The sequence below is a fragment of the Streptomyces sp. NPDC033136 genome (assembly GCF_055578235.1).
Map to the genome: position 1 here is coordinate 57,882 of NZ_JBVIPD010000018.1, position 16,675 is coordinate 74,556.

Genomic DNA, 16,675 nt, shown 5'->3' on the forward strand with positions numbered 1-16,675 from the left:
GGGGGGGGTGGGGGGAGTATTGTGTTTTGTGTTGGTGGTTTTTTTTTTTTTTTTTTTTTTTTTTTTTTTTTTCTCCCCCCCCCCCCCCCCCCCCCCCCGGAGCACCCTGTCGTACCGCTGCCGTGTCTACGCCGGCGAGAACGTGAGGATCAGCTTCGGTGTGTTCTCCGCGGCCGGGGCCTCGTCCGACCACAGCCACAGCGAGTCAGTGCCGTCGGACGTCAGCGCCAGGTCGTACTCGCCGCCCAGGGCTGCGGCGACGGCGGCCGCGTCCAGCTGCACCGTGGCCTTGGTGCTGGCGGTGGTCGGCGGGGTGAGCGTGCCCAGGGACTCGGTGCCGAGGGACGGCTTCGTCGTGTAGGTGACCTCGCTCTGCGACCACGCGCCCGTGACCGGCCGGATCTGCACCGGGTCGGTGGATCCCGCGTAGGACGCCGAGTCGGTATTCACCTCCAGCGTCACTCCGGTCAGCTTGGTGCGGGCGGGGGCGGCGGGCAGCTGGAAGCGCAGGTACGTCTCGTAGGCGGAGGTGCCGCGTACCGCGAGCGACGAGCTGGATCCGTAGTTGGAGCCCGGCGCGCCCGCGTTGACGTACGTGTCCTCGTCCGGCCGCACCGTGGTGACGGTCTCGCTCTGCGGGAACGCCAGCGCGTAGTGCGCGGCGACCCGGTCGGCGCCCAGCACGTTCGGGTAGACGGCGGTCTCGTCGATCTGACCGGCGAAGTACAGGCTGGACGGCTTGGACGGCCAGCCGACGATGAGGCTGTCGCCGCCGACGTGCCAGCGGCCCGTGTAGGCCTGGTGCCTGGAGTTGCCGTTGCCGTCGACCCGCTTGCCGTCGACGTAGAGGGTCATGCCATTCGGTCCCTGAGTGCCGACGACGTGGTGCCACTGGCCGTCGTTGTACGAGCCCGGCGTGGAGACGGTACGGAACGCGCCGTCGTAGGCACCGAAGAACAGCTGACCCTTATCGGTCATGTAAATGTGCTTGTCGTGAAAAAGGCTGCTGGTGGTGCCGCTACCGAAGCCGATCAGCTTGCCGCCCCGGGTCGTGGTGGTCCTGAACCACGTCTCCAGGGTGTAGGCGCTACCCACCTGTGTCCAGCGATCGCTGTACACCTTGTCGTCGGAGCCGTCGAAGCCGTACGCCGCGCCTGCGTCGGCCACCGCGCCCGGGCTCTGTTGGAGGGCAGGCCGGCCGGACTGCACACCCCTGACGCCACTGGGCGACGAGTCGGCGGCGTACGGACCTTCCGTGTCGTCGTAGCGCCAGTACAGGTTGGCGCCGTCGGCGAGGACCGCCGAGGCGTACGGCCCCGGGGCGGGGGCGACCGTGACGCTCACCGTGGCGGAGAGCCCGCTGACGTTGCCCGCCGCGTCCGTGGCCGTCACCCGGTAGGTATGGGTGCCGGCGGCCAGACCGGTGTCCGTGAAGGACACCTGTGGGCGGTCCCAGGGCAGGGACTCGGCCTCGACCGTGCCGACGGGCGTGGTGGAGCCGTCCCGGTAGACCTTGTAGCTCAGCCGGCTGTCGTCGAGGTCCAGGCTGGCACGCCAGCTGATCTCGGCCTCGCCGCCCTTGGTGCTCTTCACGCTCGCCACCGGGGTGGTGGGCCTCCCGGTGTCACCGGTGGAGGCGAACCGGGTCAGGCCCTGCGCGGCGGCGCCGTTGACGGTGGTGAACTCCCCACCGGACCACAGGTATTCGACGCCGTCCTTGGCCGCGACGGTGAGAGTGCGCGGACCGATGCCCTCGCCGATGCCGTCGTTGGTGTCCGGGAACCAGCCCAGCTTGCCGACCGACGTGGTGGGCTGGGCGAGGAAGTGGTAGCGGCGGCCCTCGGGAAACTCACCGACGCTGGAGCAGTTGTGCGCGTGCGAGGCGCTGTACAGCACGTCCTTGTGCGACTTGACGGCCTGGGTCGCGCCCAGGCAGGTGTCGCGCCAGCGCTGCTCGAAAGTGTCCAGCCTCAGGGCGATCCGGCCGTCGAAGACGCCGGCGCCGGTGCCCTCGTTGCCGGTGTAGAAGCCGGTCGCGTCGACGTCGATGTCCTTGACCACCGAGCGGGTCTCGATGAAGCCGTTCGGGTAAGCCTTCGTCAGGCTGCCGGTGTCGGCGTCGACCACCGCGAGGGCGTGGGAGTTGGCCCCGTTGACTCTGAAGAAGTCACCGCCGAGCAGGACGTTCTCCCCGTCGGGCGTGAGCTCGACGGCGCGTCCGGGCTCGTCGGCGTCGGCCCGGAACGGCCGCAGCGCGCCGTTGTCGGCCGCCACCGCGGCGAAGCGCTGCCTGGTCTGGCCGTTGACCTGGCCGAAGTCACCTGCCGCGTACACGGTGTCGTCGGTGACGGCGAGAGCCCGCACGGTGGCGGCAAAGGCGGCGTTGAATCCGGTTTTCGGCGTGCAGCTGGCGATGTCGATGGCGGCGACGCTGGACACCGGTGTGCCGTTCACCGCGCCGAAGTAGCCACCCGCGTAGAGCGTCTGCTTGTCCGGGGAGACGGCCAGCGCCCGCACGGTGGCATTGCCCGACCCGACCGTGAACGACAGCTCGCAGTCGGTCGGGGCACCGGTCGCGGCGTCCAGCGCCACGAAGTTGAGTGCCTCCTGCTGGCTTCCGGAACCTCCCTGCGGCGGGCGTACGACGGAGAAGGTGCCGCCGGCGAAGACCACTCCGTCCGCCTGGGCGAGCGCCCAGACGGTCCCGTTGGTCTGCCAGGTGGGCAGGTCGTCCGCGGTGAAGGCGACCGGCTCGGTGAGCGCGGCGGCCTGCGGTAGGGCGGCGGTTCCCAGACCGGCCGCCAGGCAAAGGACGAGGGCGGCGTGCAGCCCTCTGATTGTTCTCATGTGGCCCCCTAGACGGAACGCCTTGCTACGGGGTGTCAGGAGCAGCAGTGGCACTGGCGCTCCTGGCACCCGGGATGTGCGGGATATGAATGAGCCGTATGCCGAAGGCTGCTGGATGTTTCCACCGCGACACTGATCCCGCGGCTGCGGCAGCTCTCGACGGGCCGACCCCGAGGGGCCGATCCCTCTGTTTGTCAGCGGTCCACGCGCACGGCGACACCCGCCAGTTCTTCCTGGACCTGCCGGATGTCGGCGTCGACCATGATCCGCGCCAGGTCGTCCACCCGTACCTCGGGTTTCCACCCGAGGAGTTCCTCCGCCTTGCTCGCGTCGCCGATCAGCGCGTCCACCTCGCTGGGGCGCTCGTACTTGGCGTCGTAACGGACGTGCTCGCGCCAGTCCAGCTCCGCGTGTGCGAAGGCGGTCTCCAGGAACTCGCGGACGGTCGCCGCGACTCCCGTGGCCACCACGTAGTCGGTCGGCTCGTCCTGCTGGAGCATCCGCCACATGGCGTCCACATACTCGGGTGCGTATCCCCAGTCCCGCACGGCGTCCAGGTTGCCGAGGTAGAGCTCGCTCTGCAGACCGGCGTTGATCCGGGCGACCGCACGGGTGATCTTGCGGGTGACGAAGGTCTCGCCGCGGCGGGGCGACTCGTGGTTGAAGAGGATGCCGTTCACCGCGTACATGCCGTACGCCTCGCGGTAGTTGACCGTCGCCCAGTATCCGTACACCTTGGCGACGCCGTAGGGGCTGCGCGGGTGGAAGGGTGTCTTCTCGTTCTGCGGCGGCGGGGCCGCACCGAACATCTCCGACGACGAGGCCTGGTAGACGCGGGTGTCGATGCCGGAGGCACGCACCGCTTCCAGCAGGCGCAGCGCCCCGAGTCCCGTCACGTCACCGGTGTAGAGCGGGGCGTCGAAGGAGACCCGGACATGGGACTGGGCGCCCAGGTTGTAGACCTCGTCGGGCTGTATGTCGCGCAGCAGGTTCACCAGCGCCACTCCGTCGGAGAGGTCGGCGTGATGCAGCACGAAGGACCGGCCCTCCTGCTGCGGCCCCTGGTAGATGTGGTCGATGCGCTCGGTGTTGAACGTGGAGGCCCGCCGCACCAGGCCGTGCACCGTGTACCCCTTGGACAGCAGCAGCTCCGACAGGTACGAGCCGTCCTGCCCGGTCACGCCAGTGATCAACGCGGTTTTGGTCATGCGTGGCAGCTCCTTCTGGACGAGCCGTGCACCGGCCCCGTCCCCAGCGTCGTGTTGCGAGTTGCGTGATGCGTTGTCCTGCGCGCCGTGTCACAGGCTGTGCCGCACGTCGCGTCGCACGGTGTGTTGCGATACGCGGTGAAAATCAGGATCCGTGTGGGAACGCTCCCCGTGCTCCTGGCATGATCCGGCTCATGACCGACTCGCACGCGGCACCGCCGCCCCCCACCCAGCCGTCGCCGTACCTGCCCGCGCGGGCCCGGGTCTTCGTGGCGGGCCACCGCGGGCTCGTGGGATCCGCGATGGTCCGCAGGCTGACCGCCGACGACCACGAGGTGATCACCCGTGACCGCGCCGACCTCGATCTGCGCGATGCCGAGCACACCGCTGCGTTCCTCACGGACGTGCGGCCCGACGCCGTGGTCCTGGCCGCGGCCAAGGTCGGCGGGATCCTCGCGAACAGCACCCGGCCGGTGGAGTTCCTGGAGGACAACCTGCGCATCCAGCTCGGCGTGATCGCCGGTGCCCACGCGGCCGGGGTGCGCCGGCTGCTCTTCCTCGGCTCGTCGTGCATCTACCCCAAGCACGCGCCGCAGCCCATCCGCGAGGACGCGCTGCTGACCGGCCCGCTGGAGCCCACCAACGAGCCCTACGCCCTCGCGAAGATCGCCGGCATCTGCCAGGTCCAGTCCTACCGGCGGCAGTACGGTGCCGCCTACATCTCGGCCATGCCGACCAATCTCTACGGGCCGGGTGACAACTTCGACCTGGAGACCTCGCACGTCCTGCCCGCGCTGATCCGCCGCTTCCACGAAGCACGCGAGGCCGCTCTGGACGAGGTGACGCTGTGGGGCTCGGGCACCCCGCGCCGGGAGTTCCTGCACGTCGACGACCTCGCCGACGCCTGCGTGGCGCTGCTGGCCGGATATGACGGGGACGAACCGGTCAACGTCGGCTGTGGCCAGGACCTGACCATCAGGGAACTCGCGGAGACCGTCGCCGGGGTGACGGGCTTCACCGGCCGGATCGCCTGGGACACCGGCAAGCCGGACGGGACGCCGCGCAAGCTGCTGGACGTCTCCCGGCTGACGTCGCTCGGCTGGAAGCCGCGCATCGAGCTGCGGGACGGTATCGCGGCCACCTACGGCTGGTGGCTGGCTCACCGCGCGGAGGCGGCGCCCGAGCCTGCCGGGCTCAGGACTCCGGGCGGCGGCTCGGCCATGGGCACGCGTCGCTGAGCACCTCATCCGGCACCCCCGCCTCCTCAGTACGCCCCGCGACCGTCGACGACGGCGCGGAGCGTACGGCTCATCACATCGAGATCGCTGCTGAACGACCAGTTGTCCACGTAGTACAGATCCAGCTGGATCGTTTCGTCCCAGGACAGATCCGAACGACCACTGACCTGCCACAACCCGGTCATGCCGGGCTTCACCCGCAGCCGGCGCAGCGCCGTCGCGTCGTAGGAGGCGACCTCCTCGGGCAGCGGCGGGCGCGGGCCAACCATGGACATGTCACCCCGGAGGACGTTGAAAAGCTGGGGCAGTTCGTCCAGCGAGGTGCGGCGCAGCACACGGCCCACCCGGGTCACCCGGGGATCGCGGCGCATCTTGAACATGAGCCCGTCGTGCTCGTTGCGCGCCTGGAATTCCGCCATGCGCCGATCGGCGTCGATGACCATGCTGCGGAACTTCCACATGGTGAAGATCTCCTGGTCCCGGCCAACCCTCTGCTGCCGGTACAGAGCCGGCCCCCGGGAGTCGAGCCGTATGGCGGCGATCAGCAGCACCAGCAGCGGGGACAGCAGCAGCAGCCCGAGAGCGGCGGCACAGCGGTCGGCGGCCGCCTTCAGGGCGGCCTGCGCCCCGCCGCCGAGCGGAGGTTCGATCCGCAGCAGGGTGAGCCCGGCGATCGAGTACGCCTTGAGCCGCTTGACCGAGGTCTCGACCAGACCGGGTGCCAGGGCCACCGCCACACCGGCGTCGTGCAGCGCCCAGCACAGTTCGCGCAGCCGGTCGCCGGTAAGCCGCGCGCCGGGGGCGAGCAGTACCAGCTCGGCGCGGTGCCGGCGCGCGGTGTCCACGAGCCGCCTACCTGCCGCGCCGTCCGCGCCGAAGCCTAACCGGTCGACCGGGGGACCGCCCACGGGGGTGCCGTCGCCGACCACCACCGTGCCGACCACCGCGCACGGATGGTCGGTGCTGGACGCCAGCCGCCGCACCACATCGTCCAGCGCCCCGGGCTCACCCACCACCAGCACTCGGTCCACCACCTGGGCCGCCCGCCGGGCCTCGGTCAGATGGCGGTGGATCCAGCGCCTGGAGATCAGCGTGCACACCAGACTCGGCACCAGCGCGGCGAGAGCGGTCGGCGTTTCCGGGGTGTGTCGGGTGACCACGCCCAGCACCGCGAGCGTGCCGAGCAGGATGAGCCAGTCATGGAGCACCGGAAGGGCTCCTCGCGACTCGCCCAGTTCCGCTCTCCCGTACCGGCGCCTGACCGCCTGGACAGCGGTCCAGGCCAGGGCGGCGGCCAGGGCGGAGCGCGCCGGGTGCGGCTCTCTCGCCGTGTCGAAGACGAGGTGGACGCAGACGGTCGTCACGACCACGTCCACCCACAGGACGACCGGCAGATACCAGCGCGGCTTGGCGCGGTGCCCCGAGGCCACCGGGCGTACGCCCGTCTCCTTGGGCAGGACGCCGGGCGCGCGTGCAACACCAACCACGTAGGTCCGGATGTTCTCCAAATCCCGCAGCCCCCAGGCCTGTAACTCGGTGCCGCGCGCAGCAGTAATCGGTCACCCGTACCACGAACACGGTTCCTTCACTTCGTGCACACTATGCCACTCCGGCTTCTGTGGAATACGCCGCCCGTAATCTTCGTGTGCACTCGTCACGTGATGACGGTCCGTCAACCGTCAGGTGAGCAGCCGCCGTTACCGCTCGCCGCACGGAGCGTCCGGCGCGCCGGTCGACAACCGGCCGGAGGTTCTAGTAAGGCCGTGTTTTAGTTCGGGGTTCCGGTCCGAATCCTCATGTCGTGATGATCATGGTGTGGGGCGTGGGGATCTTTCTGATGAACAGTGGTCGGTGCTGGAGTCGTTGCTGCCCGCGGCGGGTGTGAGCCGCAGGTCGCCGTCTCGGCGGATGCTGGTGGACGGTGTGCGGTGGCGGGTGCGGACCGGTGTCCCGTGGCGTGACCTGCCGTGCGAGTACGGCCCCTGGCAAACCGTTTGCGGACTGTTCCGCAGATGGCAGCGGCAGGGTGTGTGGGCCGGCTGCTGACGTTGTTGCAGGCGCGGGCGGACGCGACCGGGCTGATCACGTGGGAGGTCAACGTCGACTCCACAGTGTGCCGGGCCCACCGGCGCGCGGCCGGTGCACGCCGGAACGGCGCCGGGCAGAAGGAACCGCCCGGCGGGGTCGGCCACGAGCCGGACGACCACGGGCTGGGCAGGTCCCGGGGAGGATTCACCACGAAGATCCATCTGGCGTGTGAACAGGGCCAGAGGCCGTTGTCGCTGCTGGTCACGGCGGGCCAACGGGGCGACAGTCCGCAGTTCGAGCCGGTCCTGGAAGCCATACGGGTGCCCAAGCCCGGTGGTGGGCGTCCCCGGCGCAAACCCCTACGGGTGCGGGGAGGCAAGGCGTATTCCTCGCGCGTCAACCGTGCCTACCTGCGCAGACGCGGGATCCGGTGCACGATCCCGGAGCCGGCCGACCAGATCCGCAACCACAAGCGCCGCGGCCGTGATGGTGACCGCCCGCCAGCTTTCGACCGGCAGGACTCCAAGGCACGTCACGCGGTGGAGTGCGGGATCAGCCGCCTCCGAGACCAGCTCCCCGGCCGTCGCGACCGTATACGACTGTGAGGATGTTGGGGTCAGCCTTGGGCGGTGGTCTGGCCCGCGACACGACTGGCCCTGGTGCCTTGCGCTTGATCTGCCGGCTGCTGTCCGAGTCGGTACATGCTGCCACCCGAAACGGTGGGCGTGTCCCGATAGGGGCCCTCGCGATAGGGGGCGCGGAGTCCAGCTATCTCGCCAGGAAGAACACCAGCGGCAGCCGGGCGCTGCTGGGCAGCGTCACGGAACACGGCAGAGAGATGTTCGTCCTGCTCGTCTCCGTCGGCGCAAACCAGTCCTTCAAGCTCGACGTTCTCCGCGGGGAAGAGAACGTTCCGGGCCCGGACGCAGGGCTTCGGCGTTGTCGTGTGGGGCCTGATCGGGGGTGGCTTGCCGGGTCTTCGACGTGGTGCCGAGAGTCGACCAGACGCGGTCGGCGTGACGCGACCGACATCGGACATTGCGAGGCCGCTTTGGCGACAACCCTCCGTGAAGACTGACGGATGCTCAGGTGCCTCTGACGTATTGTCAAACATTCAATATCATCTTGCACGTGCGTTGCACAAGGTGCTGAAAAAACAACAGTGATCAGTGGAGGGCTGTGAAGGCAGGTATCCACAGGTCAACTGGCACGTTGAGGTGTCGTGCCCCTTGCCCTCAAGGGGCACGACACCGCGCCGCTCAGATGTCGCGGAACGTCTCGATCTGCGCCCCGATCGAGTTCAGCCGCTCCGCCAGGTCCTCGTACCCCCGGTTGATGACGTACACGTTGCGCAGCACCGACGTGCCTTCGGCCGCCATCATCGCCAGCAGGACGACCACGGCGGGGCGCAGGGCCGGCGGGCACATCATCTCGGCGGCGCGCCAGCGGGTCGGGCCCTCGACCAGGACGCGGTGGGGGTCCAGGAGCTGGAGGCGGCCGCCGAGGCGGTTCAGGTCGGTCAGGTAGATCGCGCGGTTGTCGTAGACCCAGTCGTGGATGAGGGTCTTGCCCTGCGCGACCGCCGCGATGGCAGCGAAGAACGGGACGTTGTCGATGTTCAGGCCGGGGAACGGCATGGGGTGGATCTTGTCGATCGGCGCCTCCAGCTTGGAGGGCCGGACGGTGAGGTCCACCAGCCGGGTGCGGCCGTTGTCGGCGAAGTACTCGGGCGTGCGGTCGTGGTCGAGGCCCATCTCCTCCAGGACCGCCAGCTCGATCTCCAGGAACTCGATCGGCACCCGGCGTACCGTCAGCTCCGACTCGGTGACGACGGCCGCCGCGACCAGGCTCATCGCCTCGACCGGGTCCTCGGAGGGGGAGTAGTCCACGTCGACGTCGATGGTCGGCACGCCGTGCACGGTCAGGGTGGTGGTGCCGATGCCGTCGACCTTGACTCCGAGGGCCTCCAGGAAGAAGCACAGGTCCTGGACCATGTAGTTGGACGAGGCGTTGCGGATGACGGTGATGCCGTCGTGCCGGGCGGCGGCGAGCAGCGCGTTCTCGGTCACCGTGTCGCCGCGCTCGGTCAGCACGATGGGGCGGTCGGGGCGGACCGAGCGGTCGACCATCGCGTGGTACTGGCCCTCGGTGGCGGCGAGGTCGAGACCGAACCTGCGCAGCGCGATCATGTGCGGCTCGACCGTGCGCGTACCGAGGTCGCAGCCGCCGGCGTACGGCAGTTTGAAGTGGTCCATGCGGTGCAGCAGCGGGCCGAGGAACATGATGATCGAGCGGGTACGGCGGGCCGCGTCCGCGTCGATCGCCGCGAGGTCCAGCTCGGCCGAGGGCACGATCTCCAGGTCGACACCGTCGTTGATCCAGCGGGTGCGGACGCCGATGGAGCCCAGCACCTCGAGGAGGCGGTACACCTCCTCGATGCGCGCGACCCGGCGCAGCACCGTGCGCCCTTGGTTGAGCAGCGAGGCGCACAGCAGCGCGACACACGCGTTCTTGCTCGTCTTCACGTCGATGGCGCCGGAGAGACGGCGGCCCCCGACGACCCGCAGGTGCATCGGACCCGCATAGCCGAGCGACACGATCTCGCTGTCGAGGGCCTCCCCGATGCGCGCGATCATCTCAAGGCTGATGTTCTGGTTGCCGCGCTCGATCCGGTTGACGGCGCTCTGGCTGGTGCCGAGCGCCTCGGCCAGCTGCGACTGCGTCCAGCCCCGATGCTGCCGGGCGTCACGGATGAGTTTGCCGATGCGTACGAGGTAGTCGTCTGCCATGGGGTTGAGGTTATCTCAGATATGAGATGGCGCCCGTGCAGGGGTCCGGACGAGTGACGGTGCGTCAATGCCGGTTGGTAGCCTCAGTGTCGCCGCGTCCTCGTGGTGCGCCGCCATCCGAAGGGTCCGGGCAGATCCATCGATGTCGTACGACGTCCCGTGCTGCTGCGGGTGTGGCGCGGACCGTTCTTGCCGCCGGTGGTGATGGACCAGGAGCGCTTGTTGATGTTCAGTCGCACCCCCGGAAGGATCTGGAAACTCTTGCGGAACGTCAGTGGCATGCCTGACTCCTCTCCGTTTGTGGTGTGGGTACCTGGTTCGGATACCCCGGAGAGGGGTGTGCATGGCCGCGTGGCGGACGCCGGGACATGACCATTCCGCCCTCGTGTATTAGAGTTATCTCGACATCGAGATATCTACCGAGGAGCACCGCAGCGCACGTCGCCATCGGGTCCGACGGTAAGGGCTACCTAACTTAGCCTTACCTTAGCGGATCGGTCGAGAGGCCGTGGCGGCAGGATCGTGGTGGTACGCGCACATCAATGAAGGAGACTGTCGTGTCGGCGAACAGCTTCGACGCCCGCAGCACGCTGCAGGTGGGCGACGAGTCGTACGAGATCTTCCGGCTGGACAAGGTGGAGGGCTCGGCCCGCCTTCCCTACAGCCTCAAGGTCCTGCTGGAGAACCTGCTCCGCACCGAGGACGGCGCGAACATCACCGCCGACCACATCCGCGCCCTCGGCGGCTGGGACTCGCAGGCCCAGCCGTCGCAGGAGATCCAGTTCACGCCGGCCCGCGTGATCATGCAGGACTTCACCGGCGTGCCCTGTGTCGTCGACCTCGCCACCATGCGTGAGGCCGTGAAGGAGCTCGGCGGTGACCCCGCGAAGGTCAACCCGCTCTCCCCGGCCGAGCTGGTCATCGACCACTCGGTCATCGCCGACAAGTTCGGCACCAACGAGGCCTTCGCGCAGAACGTCGAGCTGGAGTACGGCCGCAACCGCGAGCGCTACCAGTTCCTGCGCTGGGGCCAGACCGCCTTCGACGACTTCAAGGTCGTACCGCCCGGCACCGGCATCGTCCACCAGGTGAACATCGAGCACCTGGCCCGGACCGTGATGGTGCGAGGCGGCCAGGCCTACCCCGACACCCTCGTCGGCACCGACTCGCACACCACCATGGTCAACGGCCTCGGTGTGCTGGGCTGGGGCGTCGGCGGCATCGAGGCCGAGGCCGCCATGCTCGGCCAGCCGGTCTCCATGCTGATCCCGCGCGTCGTCGGCTTCAAGCTGACCGGCGAGCTCACCCCCGGCACCACCGCCACCGACCTCGTGCTGACCATCACCGAGATGCTCCGCAAGCACGGCGTCGTCGGCAAGTTCGTCGAGTTCTACGGCGAGGGCGTCGCTGCCACCTCGCTCGCGAACCGCGCCACCATCGGCAACATGTCGCCGGAGTTCGGTTCCACCGCCGCGATCTTCCCGATCGACGACGAGACCATCAAGTACCTGAAGCTCACCGGCCGCTCCGAGCAGCAGCTCGCGCTCGTCGAGGCGTACGCCAAGGAGCAGGGCCTCTGGCTGGACCCGAAGGCCGAGCCGGACTTCTCCGAGAAGCTCGAGCTGGACCTGTCGACGGTCGTCCCGTCGATCGCCGGCCCGAAGCGCCCGCAGGACCGTATCGTCCTCGCGAACGCCGCCGAGCAGTTCAAGCAGGACGTCCGCAACTACGTCGACAGCGTGGACGAGGCCGGCCAGGAGTCCTTCCCGGCCTCCGACGCCCCGGCCGTCGCCCCGAACGGCGCCCCGTCCAACCCGGTCACCGTGACCGCCCCCGACGGCTCGTCGTACGAGATCGACCACGGCGCGGTGACGGTCGCGGCCATCACCTCCTGCACCAACACCTCCAACCCGTACGTCATGGTCGCCGCCGCGCTGGTGGCCAAGAAGGCGGTGGAGAAGGGCCTGACCCGCAAGCCGTGGGTCAAGACCACGCTCGCCCCGGGCTCCAAGGTCGTCACCGACTACTTCGAGAAGGCGGGCCTGACCCCGTACCTCGACAAGGTCGGCTTCAACCTCGTCGGCTACGGCTGCACCACCTGCATCGGCAACTCCGGCCCGCTGCCGGAGGAGGTCTCCAAGGCGGTCAACGACCACGACCTCGCGGTCACCTCGGTCCTCTCCGGCAACCGGAACTTCGAGGGCCGCATCAACCCCGACGTCAAGATGAACTACCTGGCGTCCCCGCCGCTGGTCGTGGCCTACGCGCTCGCCGGCTCGATGAAGGTCGACATCACCAAGGACGCCCTGGGTGCCGACCAGGACGGCAACCCGGTCTTCCTGAAGGACATCTGGCCCTCCGAGGCCGAGGTGAACGAGGTCGTCGCCGGCGCCATCGGCGAGGACATGTTCGCCAAGTCCTACTCGGACGTCTTCGCGGGCGACGCCCAGTGGCAGGCGCTGCCGATCCCGACCGGCAACACCTTCGAGTGGGACGCCGAGTCGACCTACGTGCGCAAGCCCCCGTACTTCGAGGGCATGACGATGGAGACCACCCCGGTCTCCGACATCTCCGGCGCCCGCGTGCTCGCCAAGCTGGGCGACTCGGTCACCACCGACCACATCTCCCCGGCCGGAGCGATCAAGGCCGACACCCCGGCGGGCAAGTACCTCACCGAGCACGGTGTGGAGCGTCGTGACTTCAACAGCTACGGCTCCCGCCGAGGCAACCACGAGGTCATGATCCGCGGTACGTTCGCCAACATCCGCCTGCGCAACCAGATCGCGCCGGGCACCGAGGGCGGCTACACCCGTGACTTCACCCAGGCCGACGCGCCGGTGTCGTTCATCTACGACGCCTCGCAGAACTACCAGGCCGCCGGCATCCCGCTGGTCGTCCTGGCCGGCAAGGAGTACGGCTCCGGCTCGTCCCGCGACTGGGCCGCCAAGGGCACCGCGCTCCTCGGCGTCAAGGCCGTCATCGCCGAGTCCTACGAGCGCATCCACCGCTCGAACCTCATCGGCATGGGCGTCCTGCCGCTGCAGTTCCCGGAGGGCCAGTCCGCCGCCTCCCTCGGTCTGACCGGCGAGGAGACCTTCTCCGTCTCCGGCGTCACCGAGCTCAACGAGGGCACCACCCCGCGCACGGTGAAGGTCACCACCGACACCGGCGTCGAATTCGACGCGGTCGTCCGCATCGACACCCCGGGTGAGGCGGACTACTACCGCAACGGCGGCATCATGCACTACGTGCTTCGCCAACTTGCCGGTTCTTGACCTGAAGTGAACGAGCGCCCTGCCCCTGCATCTCGCGCGGGGGCAGGGCGCTCGCGCGTGACGGGGCGGAAGACGCGCCTGCGACCATGATCGCACGCGATCTGTTCCCGGAGCGGAGCTGCGCATCCTACGACGACGAAGAACCCCGCACCCGGTACCAGGTGCGGGGTTCTGCTGTCCTTGCGAGCGTGTGGCGAACGAGCGCCGCTAGTGATCTGGTCTTGAGGTCACGTCACGCCACGTGAGTCGTGGTTGGTTTCAGATTTCGGCTCGGGCGGTGACAGCGGCTGGCGGCTGCGGTCTGCTGGAGGAATGGGGGACAGCAGGCTGCAACCGCTGGTGTTATCCGAGGACGAGCGGCTGGTGTTGCAGGGGTGGGCCAGACGGCGGACGGGTCTTGACCCCGCCCGGAGAACCGGGCCCGTCACGAGCCCGCCCGAACCCGAGCCCGCAGCGACATGGTGGCCCGACGGCCTTCCCGTAGCTGACGGCTAGTGAAACCCGGCGCCCGCCATCGCCGGAGTACAGCACCCGCCCGGAAGCCTCCCGCCCTGGTACCGCGCTCGGCCACGGACCGGCATGCCCGCAATCCGCGGTATACCGCGATCACCACATCATCACGCTGCAGCGCCACGCATACCCCTGCATATCCTCTGAATGGGTTATATCAACAGATAGAAGATTTATCGACGTCGCATACGGGGACCTTGGGAATGCTTCATTCCCATCCATCACAGGGAGGTGCAGAATCATGCTGTCGGACATTATCGCAGGAGTCGTCGCCATCCTCGGCATCATCCTCGGTTGAACACACGGAAACGGGGCTTCTGTGCGGGTCACACCGCACAGAAACCCCGATCCGCACCACGCGAGCACTACTGCTTCCGAGACCATGCGCGCGAGCCTTCCTGATTTCCGCTCCAGACGCCACCAAGTTGCGCTCGCTCTTCGCGCATACAGCTCAGCTCGGACACCTGGCAGCTCTTTCGATACACGCCCTAGCTTGATCTTTGACCTCGGGCCTCGAACGACTCGTCGAACTTGATCACTCGCGTCGGTAACTGCCCTATGTGCAGGCGGCCTTCGGCTGACCATGTGCTCCGGCCAAGGAATACACGTGATCAGCGCGAAGGTCGTGGAGATGAGTCTGTTGCACCATGCTGTCCGGCAGGAACCGTTCGCGGAACTGTCATGCTTCCGGGGCGAGTTCTACTCCTGCCTGACCAGGCGTTCGGATGCGCTGTTCGAGCTGGCCGACGCCGTGCTGTGTGCGGACGGCCCGGTCCGCTCGCTGGTGGAACTCTCACTGGTGGGCGAGCATCGCCGCGGACACGGCGGGCTGTATGACGCCCTGGCCGCGGGTCGGATGGACATTGCCCGGCGCGACAGGCCCTGGCTGCGGTGCCGCTGCCTCGGGCGGCGGACGGCCGGCTGGTGCTGGCCGCCGACATCGCCTGCTGGCTGCGCCCCGACGCCCACACCTCACCGCAGCGGATCCTGTGCCACACCTACGGACGTGGCAAGGACCAGCACATCCCCGTCCCCGGCCGGCCCTACTCGGTGATCTGCGCACTGGAAGCGGGCCTCAGCCAGACGTGCCCTCCACGCCCGGAAATTATGCGCATTGTGGCGATCTGATGCGAGGATCACTGCTCATAACACCATCGTCCTCGAGATCCTGCAGAACTACCGTGCAGCGGGAGCACGTCTCAGTACGTGCTGCGCAGCCTGATCCGCAAGTGAGCGGCCTGAGCCGCAAGTAGGCGGACCGCTGCGGCGGTTCGGGGCAGTTCGAGGGCCGCGTTCCCGGGTGACCGGGGGCGCGGCCCGCGCCGTTCGCCCCCCGGACCCCGTCCGCCGAAAGGGCCGGGCGGGCGGCTCACTCGCCCCGGTACTTCGCGGCTGCCGCGTGCGCGAGGTCCTGGGACTTCTCCAGGGCCGTCTCCACCGACTGCCGGCCCGCGATCGCCGCGGCGATCTGCTCCGAGACCGCCGTGCCGAGCACCGCGAACTCGGGGATGCCCAGGAAGCCGATGCCGGTGTAGGGGCGGGGCCCGATGCCGGGGTTCCTCGGGTCGGCGGAGTCCGTCGCCGCCGCGTACTCCTGCCGGTACCAGGCGCCGGCCGCCTGCTGGTACTCGGGGTTGTCGTAGAGCGACTTGCGGTTCCCGGCGGGTGCTGCGGTCCAGCCCAGTTCCTGGCCGACCTGCTGCTGGTACTCCTTGGACGAGGCCCAGGAGATGAACTCCCACGCGGCGTCCTTGTTGTCCGAGGCCTGCTGGATGCCCCACGCCCAGGTCCACAGCCAGCCGGCCTTCTCGGTCCGGTCGTGCGGGGCCGGGACGTAGCCCACCTTGCCCTTGACCGCGGAACCGTCGGCCTCGATCGACGAGGCCAGCGACGTGGCGTCGTACATCATGGCGCACCTGCCCTCGACGAAGCTGTCGAGGATCTCCATCACGCCCATCCGCTCGGCGCCGGGCTGTCCGTGGGAGCGGAGCAGGTCGACGTAGAACCCGACGGCCTCCTTGAACTCCGGTGAGGTCAGGCGCGCGTTCCAGTCCATGTCGTACCAGGCGCCGCCGAAGGTGTTGACGACCGTGTTGACCGGGGCGAGGTTCTGGCCCCAGCCGGGCAGGCCGCGCAGGCAGATGCCGCTCGTGCCGTCGGTGCCGTCGACCCGGGCCGCGAGGTCGGCGACCTGCTTCCACGTCGGGTCCGGCGGCATGGCCAGCCCGACCTTGCGGAAGAGGTCCTTGCGGTACATCAGGAAGGACCCCTCGCCGTAGAACGGCTCGGCGTAGACCTTGCCGTCCTCCCCGGTGAGCGACGCCACCAGGTTCGGGAAGATGTCGTCCTGGTCGAAGTCCTCGTCCGCCTTCACGTAGGAGTCCAGCGGGGCGAGCCAGCCGTTGTCCGAGTAGATCGGCACCTCGTACGCGCTGACGCTCGCCACGTCGTATTCCCCGGCCTGGACCGCGAACTCGCGGTTCATCCGCTCCCGCGCCTCGTTCTCCGGCAGCAGCGTGTAGTCGACCTCGATGCCGGTCTCCGCGGTGAAGTGCTTCTTGGTGAGCCGCTCCAGGGTCTGCATCTGGGGCGCGTCCATCGCGAGCACGCGAACGTCGGCCTGGTCCCCGGCGCCGGGCTGGTCGGTGCCACCGCATCCGGCGAGGGCCAGGCCAGCGGCGACCGTGGCGGCCACGGCCGCCCTGGTGAGACGACTGCGTTTCATGACATTCCGCCCCTACCCATCTTTGCCACTCCTCAGGCATATCGTGGCAAAAAGG

The 16,675-nt window shown here is 68.7% G+C and carries 10 protein-coding genes and 1 pseudogene; 5 read left to right on the forward strand and 6 right to left on the reverse strand.

Translation table 11 applies throughout. The annotated features are described in order from the left end of the window. Nucleotides 1-126 precede the first annotated feature (126 nt). Nucleotides 127-2,847 carry a CBM96 family carbohydrate-binding protein gene (locus ACZ5TL_RS28110; protein ID WP_468593233.1) on the reverse strand — a complete coding sequence of 907 codons (2,721 nt, stop codon included), beginning with the start codon at nucleotides 2,845-2,847 and terminating at the stop codon, nucleotides 127-129. Nucleotides 2,848-3,041: 194 nt separating this feature from the next. Next, nucleotides 3,042-4,055 (reverse strand): GDP-mannose 4,6-dehydratase, encoded by a 1,014-nt coding sequence (gmd, locus tag ACZ5TL_RS28115; RefSeq protein ID WP_468593234.1) that lies wholly within the window; start codon nucleotides 4,053-4,055, stop codon nucleotides 3,042-3,044. Between the two features lie 194 nt (nucleotides 4,056-4,249). Between gmd and ACZ5TL_RS28120 the strand changes: the two genes are divergently transcribed. Continuing rightward, nucleotides 4,250-5,293, forward strand: a complete 1,044-nt coding sequence (locus tag ACZ5TL_RS28120) for a GDP-L-fucose synthase family protein (protein WP_468593235.1) — start codon at nucleotides 4,250-4,252, stop codon at nucleotides 5,291-5,293. A 26-nt stretch (nucleotides 5,294-5,319) separates the two neighbouring features. Here ACZ5TL_RS28120 and ACZ5TL_RS28125 read toward each other — a convergent pair whose 3' ends face one another. Further along, a complete protein-coding gene (locus ACZ5TL_RS28125; protein WP_468593237.1) occupies nucleotides 5,320-6,780 on the reverse strand; it encodes a sugar transferase in 1,461 nt (486 codons plus the stop codon). 394 nt (nucleotides 6,781-7,174) lie between these two features. Here ACZ5TL_RS28125 and ACZ5TL_RS28130 point away from each other — a divergent pair, with 394 nt between their 5' ends. Both ACZ5TL_RS28130 and ACZ5TL_RS28135 read left to right on the forward strand, forming a co-directional pair. Next, complete coding sequence (locus ACZ5TL_RS28130; protein ID WP_468593353.1) at nucleotides 7,175-7,339, forward strand: transposase; 165 nt, start codon at nucleotides 7,175-7,177, stop codon at nucleotides 7,337-7,339. Then, a complete protein-coding gene (locus ACZ5TL_RS28135) occupies nucleotides 7,306-7,926 on the forward strand; it encodes a transposase (RefSeq protein ID WP_468593238.1) in 621 nt (206 codons plus the stop codon). Before ACZ5TL_RS28130 ends, ACZ5TL_RS28135 begins: the two co-directional genes overlap by 34 nt. Nucleotides 7,927-8,580: 654 nt before the next feature. Here ACZ5TL_RS28135 and ACZ5TL_RS28140 read toward each other — a convergent pair. Continuing rightward, the gene (locus ACZ5TL_RS28140; RefSeq protein ID WP_468593239.1) at nucleotides 8,581-10,110 is read right to left on the reverse strand and encodes a helix-turn-helix domain-containing protein; all 1,530 of its coding nucleotides are present in this window, start codon (nucleotides 10,108-10,110) and stop codon (nucleotides 8,581-8,583) included. Nucleotides 10,111-10,193: 83 nt separating this feature from the next. After that, on the reverse strand, nucleotides 10,194-10,391 hold the full coding sequence (locus ACZ5TL_RS28145; RefSeq protein WP_468593240.1) for a DUF4236 domain-containing protein: 198 nt from the start codon (nucleotides 10,389-10,391) through the stop codon (nucleotides 10,194-10,196). Between the two features lie 276 nt (nucleotides 10,392-10,667). On the opposite strand from ACZ5TL_RS28145, the gene acnA reads away from it, so the two are divergent. Both acnA and ACZ5TL_RS28155 read left to right on the forward strand, forming a co-directional pair. Next, the gene (gene acnA, locus ACZ5TL_RS28150; protein WP_468593242.1) at nucleotides 10,668-13,385 is read left to right on the forward strand and encodes an aconitate hydratase AcnA; all 2,718 of its coding nucleotides are present in this window, start codon (nucleotides 10,668-10,670) and stop codon (nucleotides 13,383-13,385) included. Nucleotides 13,386-14,526: 1,141 nt separating this feature from the next. After that, a pseudogene (locus tag ACZ5TL_RS28155) lies at nucleotides 14,527-14,990 on the forward strand (transposase); the annotation flags it as partial. A 274-nt stretch (nucleotides 14,991-15,264) separates the two neighbouring features. Here the strand turns inward: ACZ5TL_RS28155 and ACZ5TL_RS28160 are convergent. Then, nucleotides 15,265-16,620, reverse strand: a complete 1,356-nt coding sequence (locus ACZ5TL_RS28160) for an ABC transporter substrate-binding protein (RefSeq protein WP_468593243.1) — start codon at nucleotides 16,618-16,620, stop codon at nucleotides 15,265-15,267. Nucleotides 16,621-16,675: the final 55 nt, after the last annotated feature.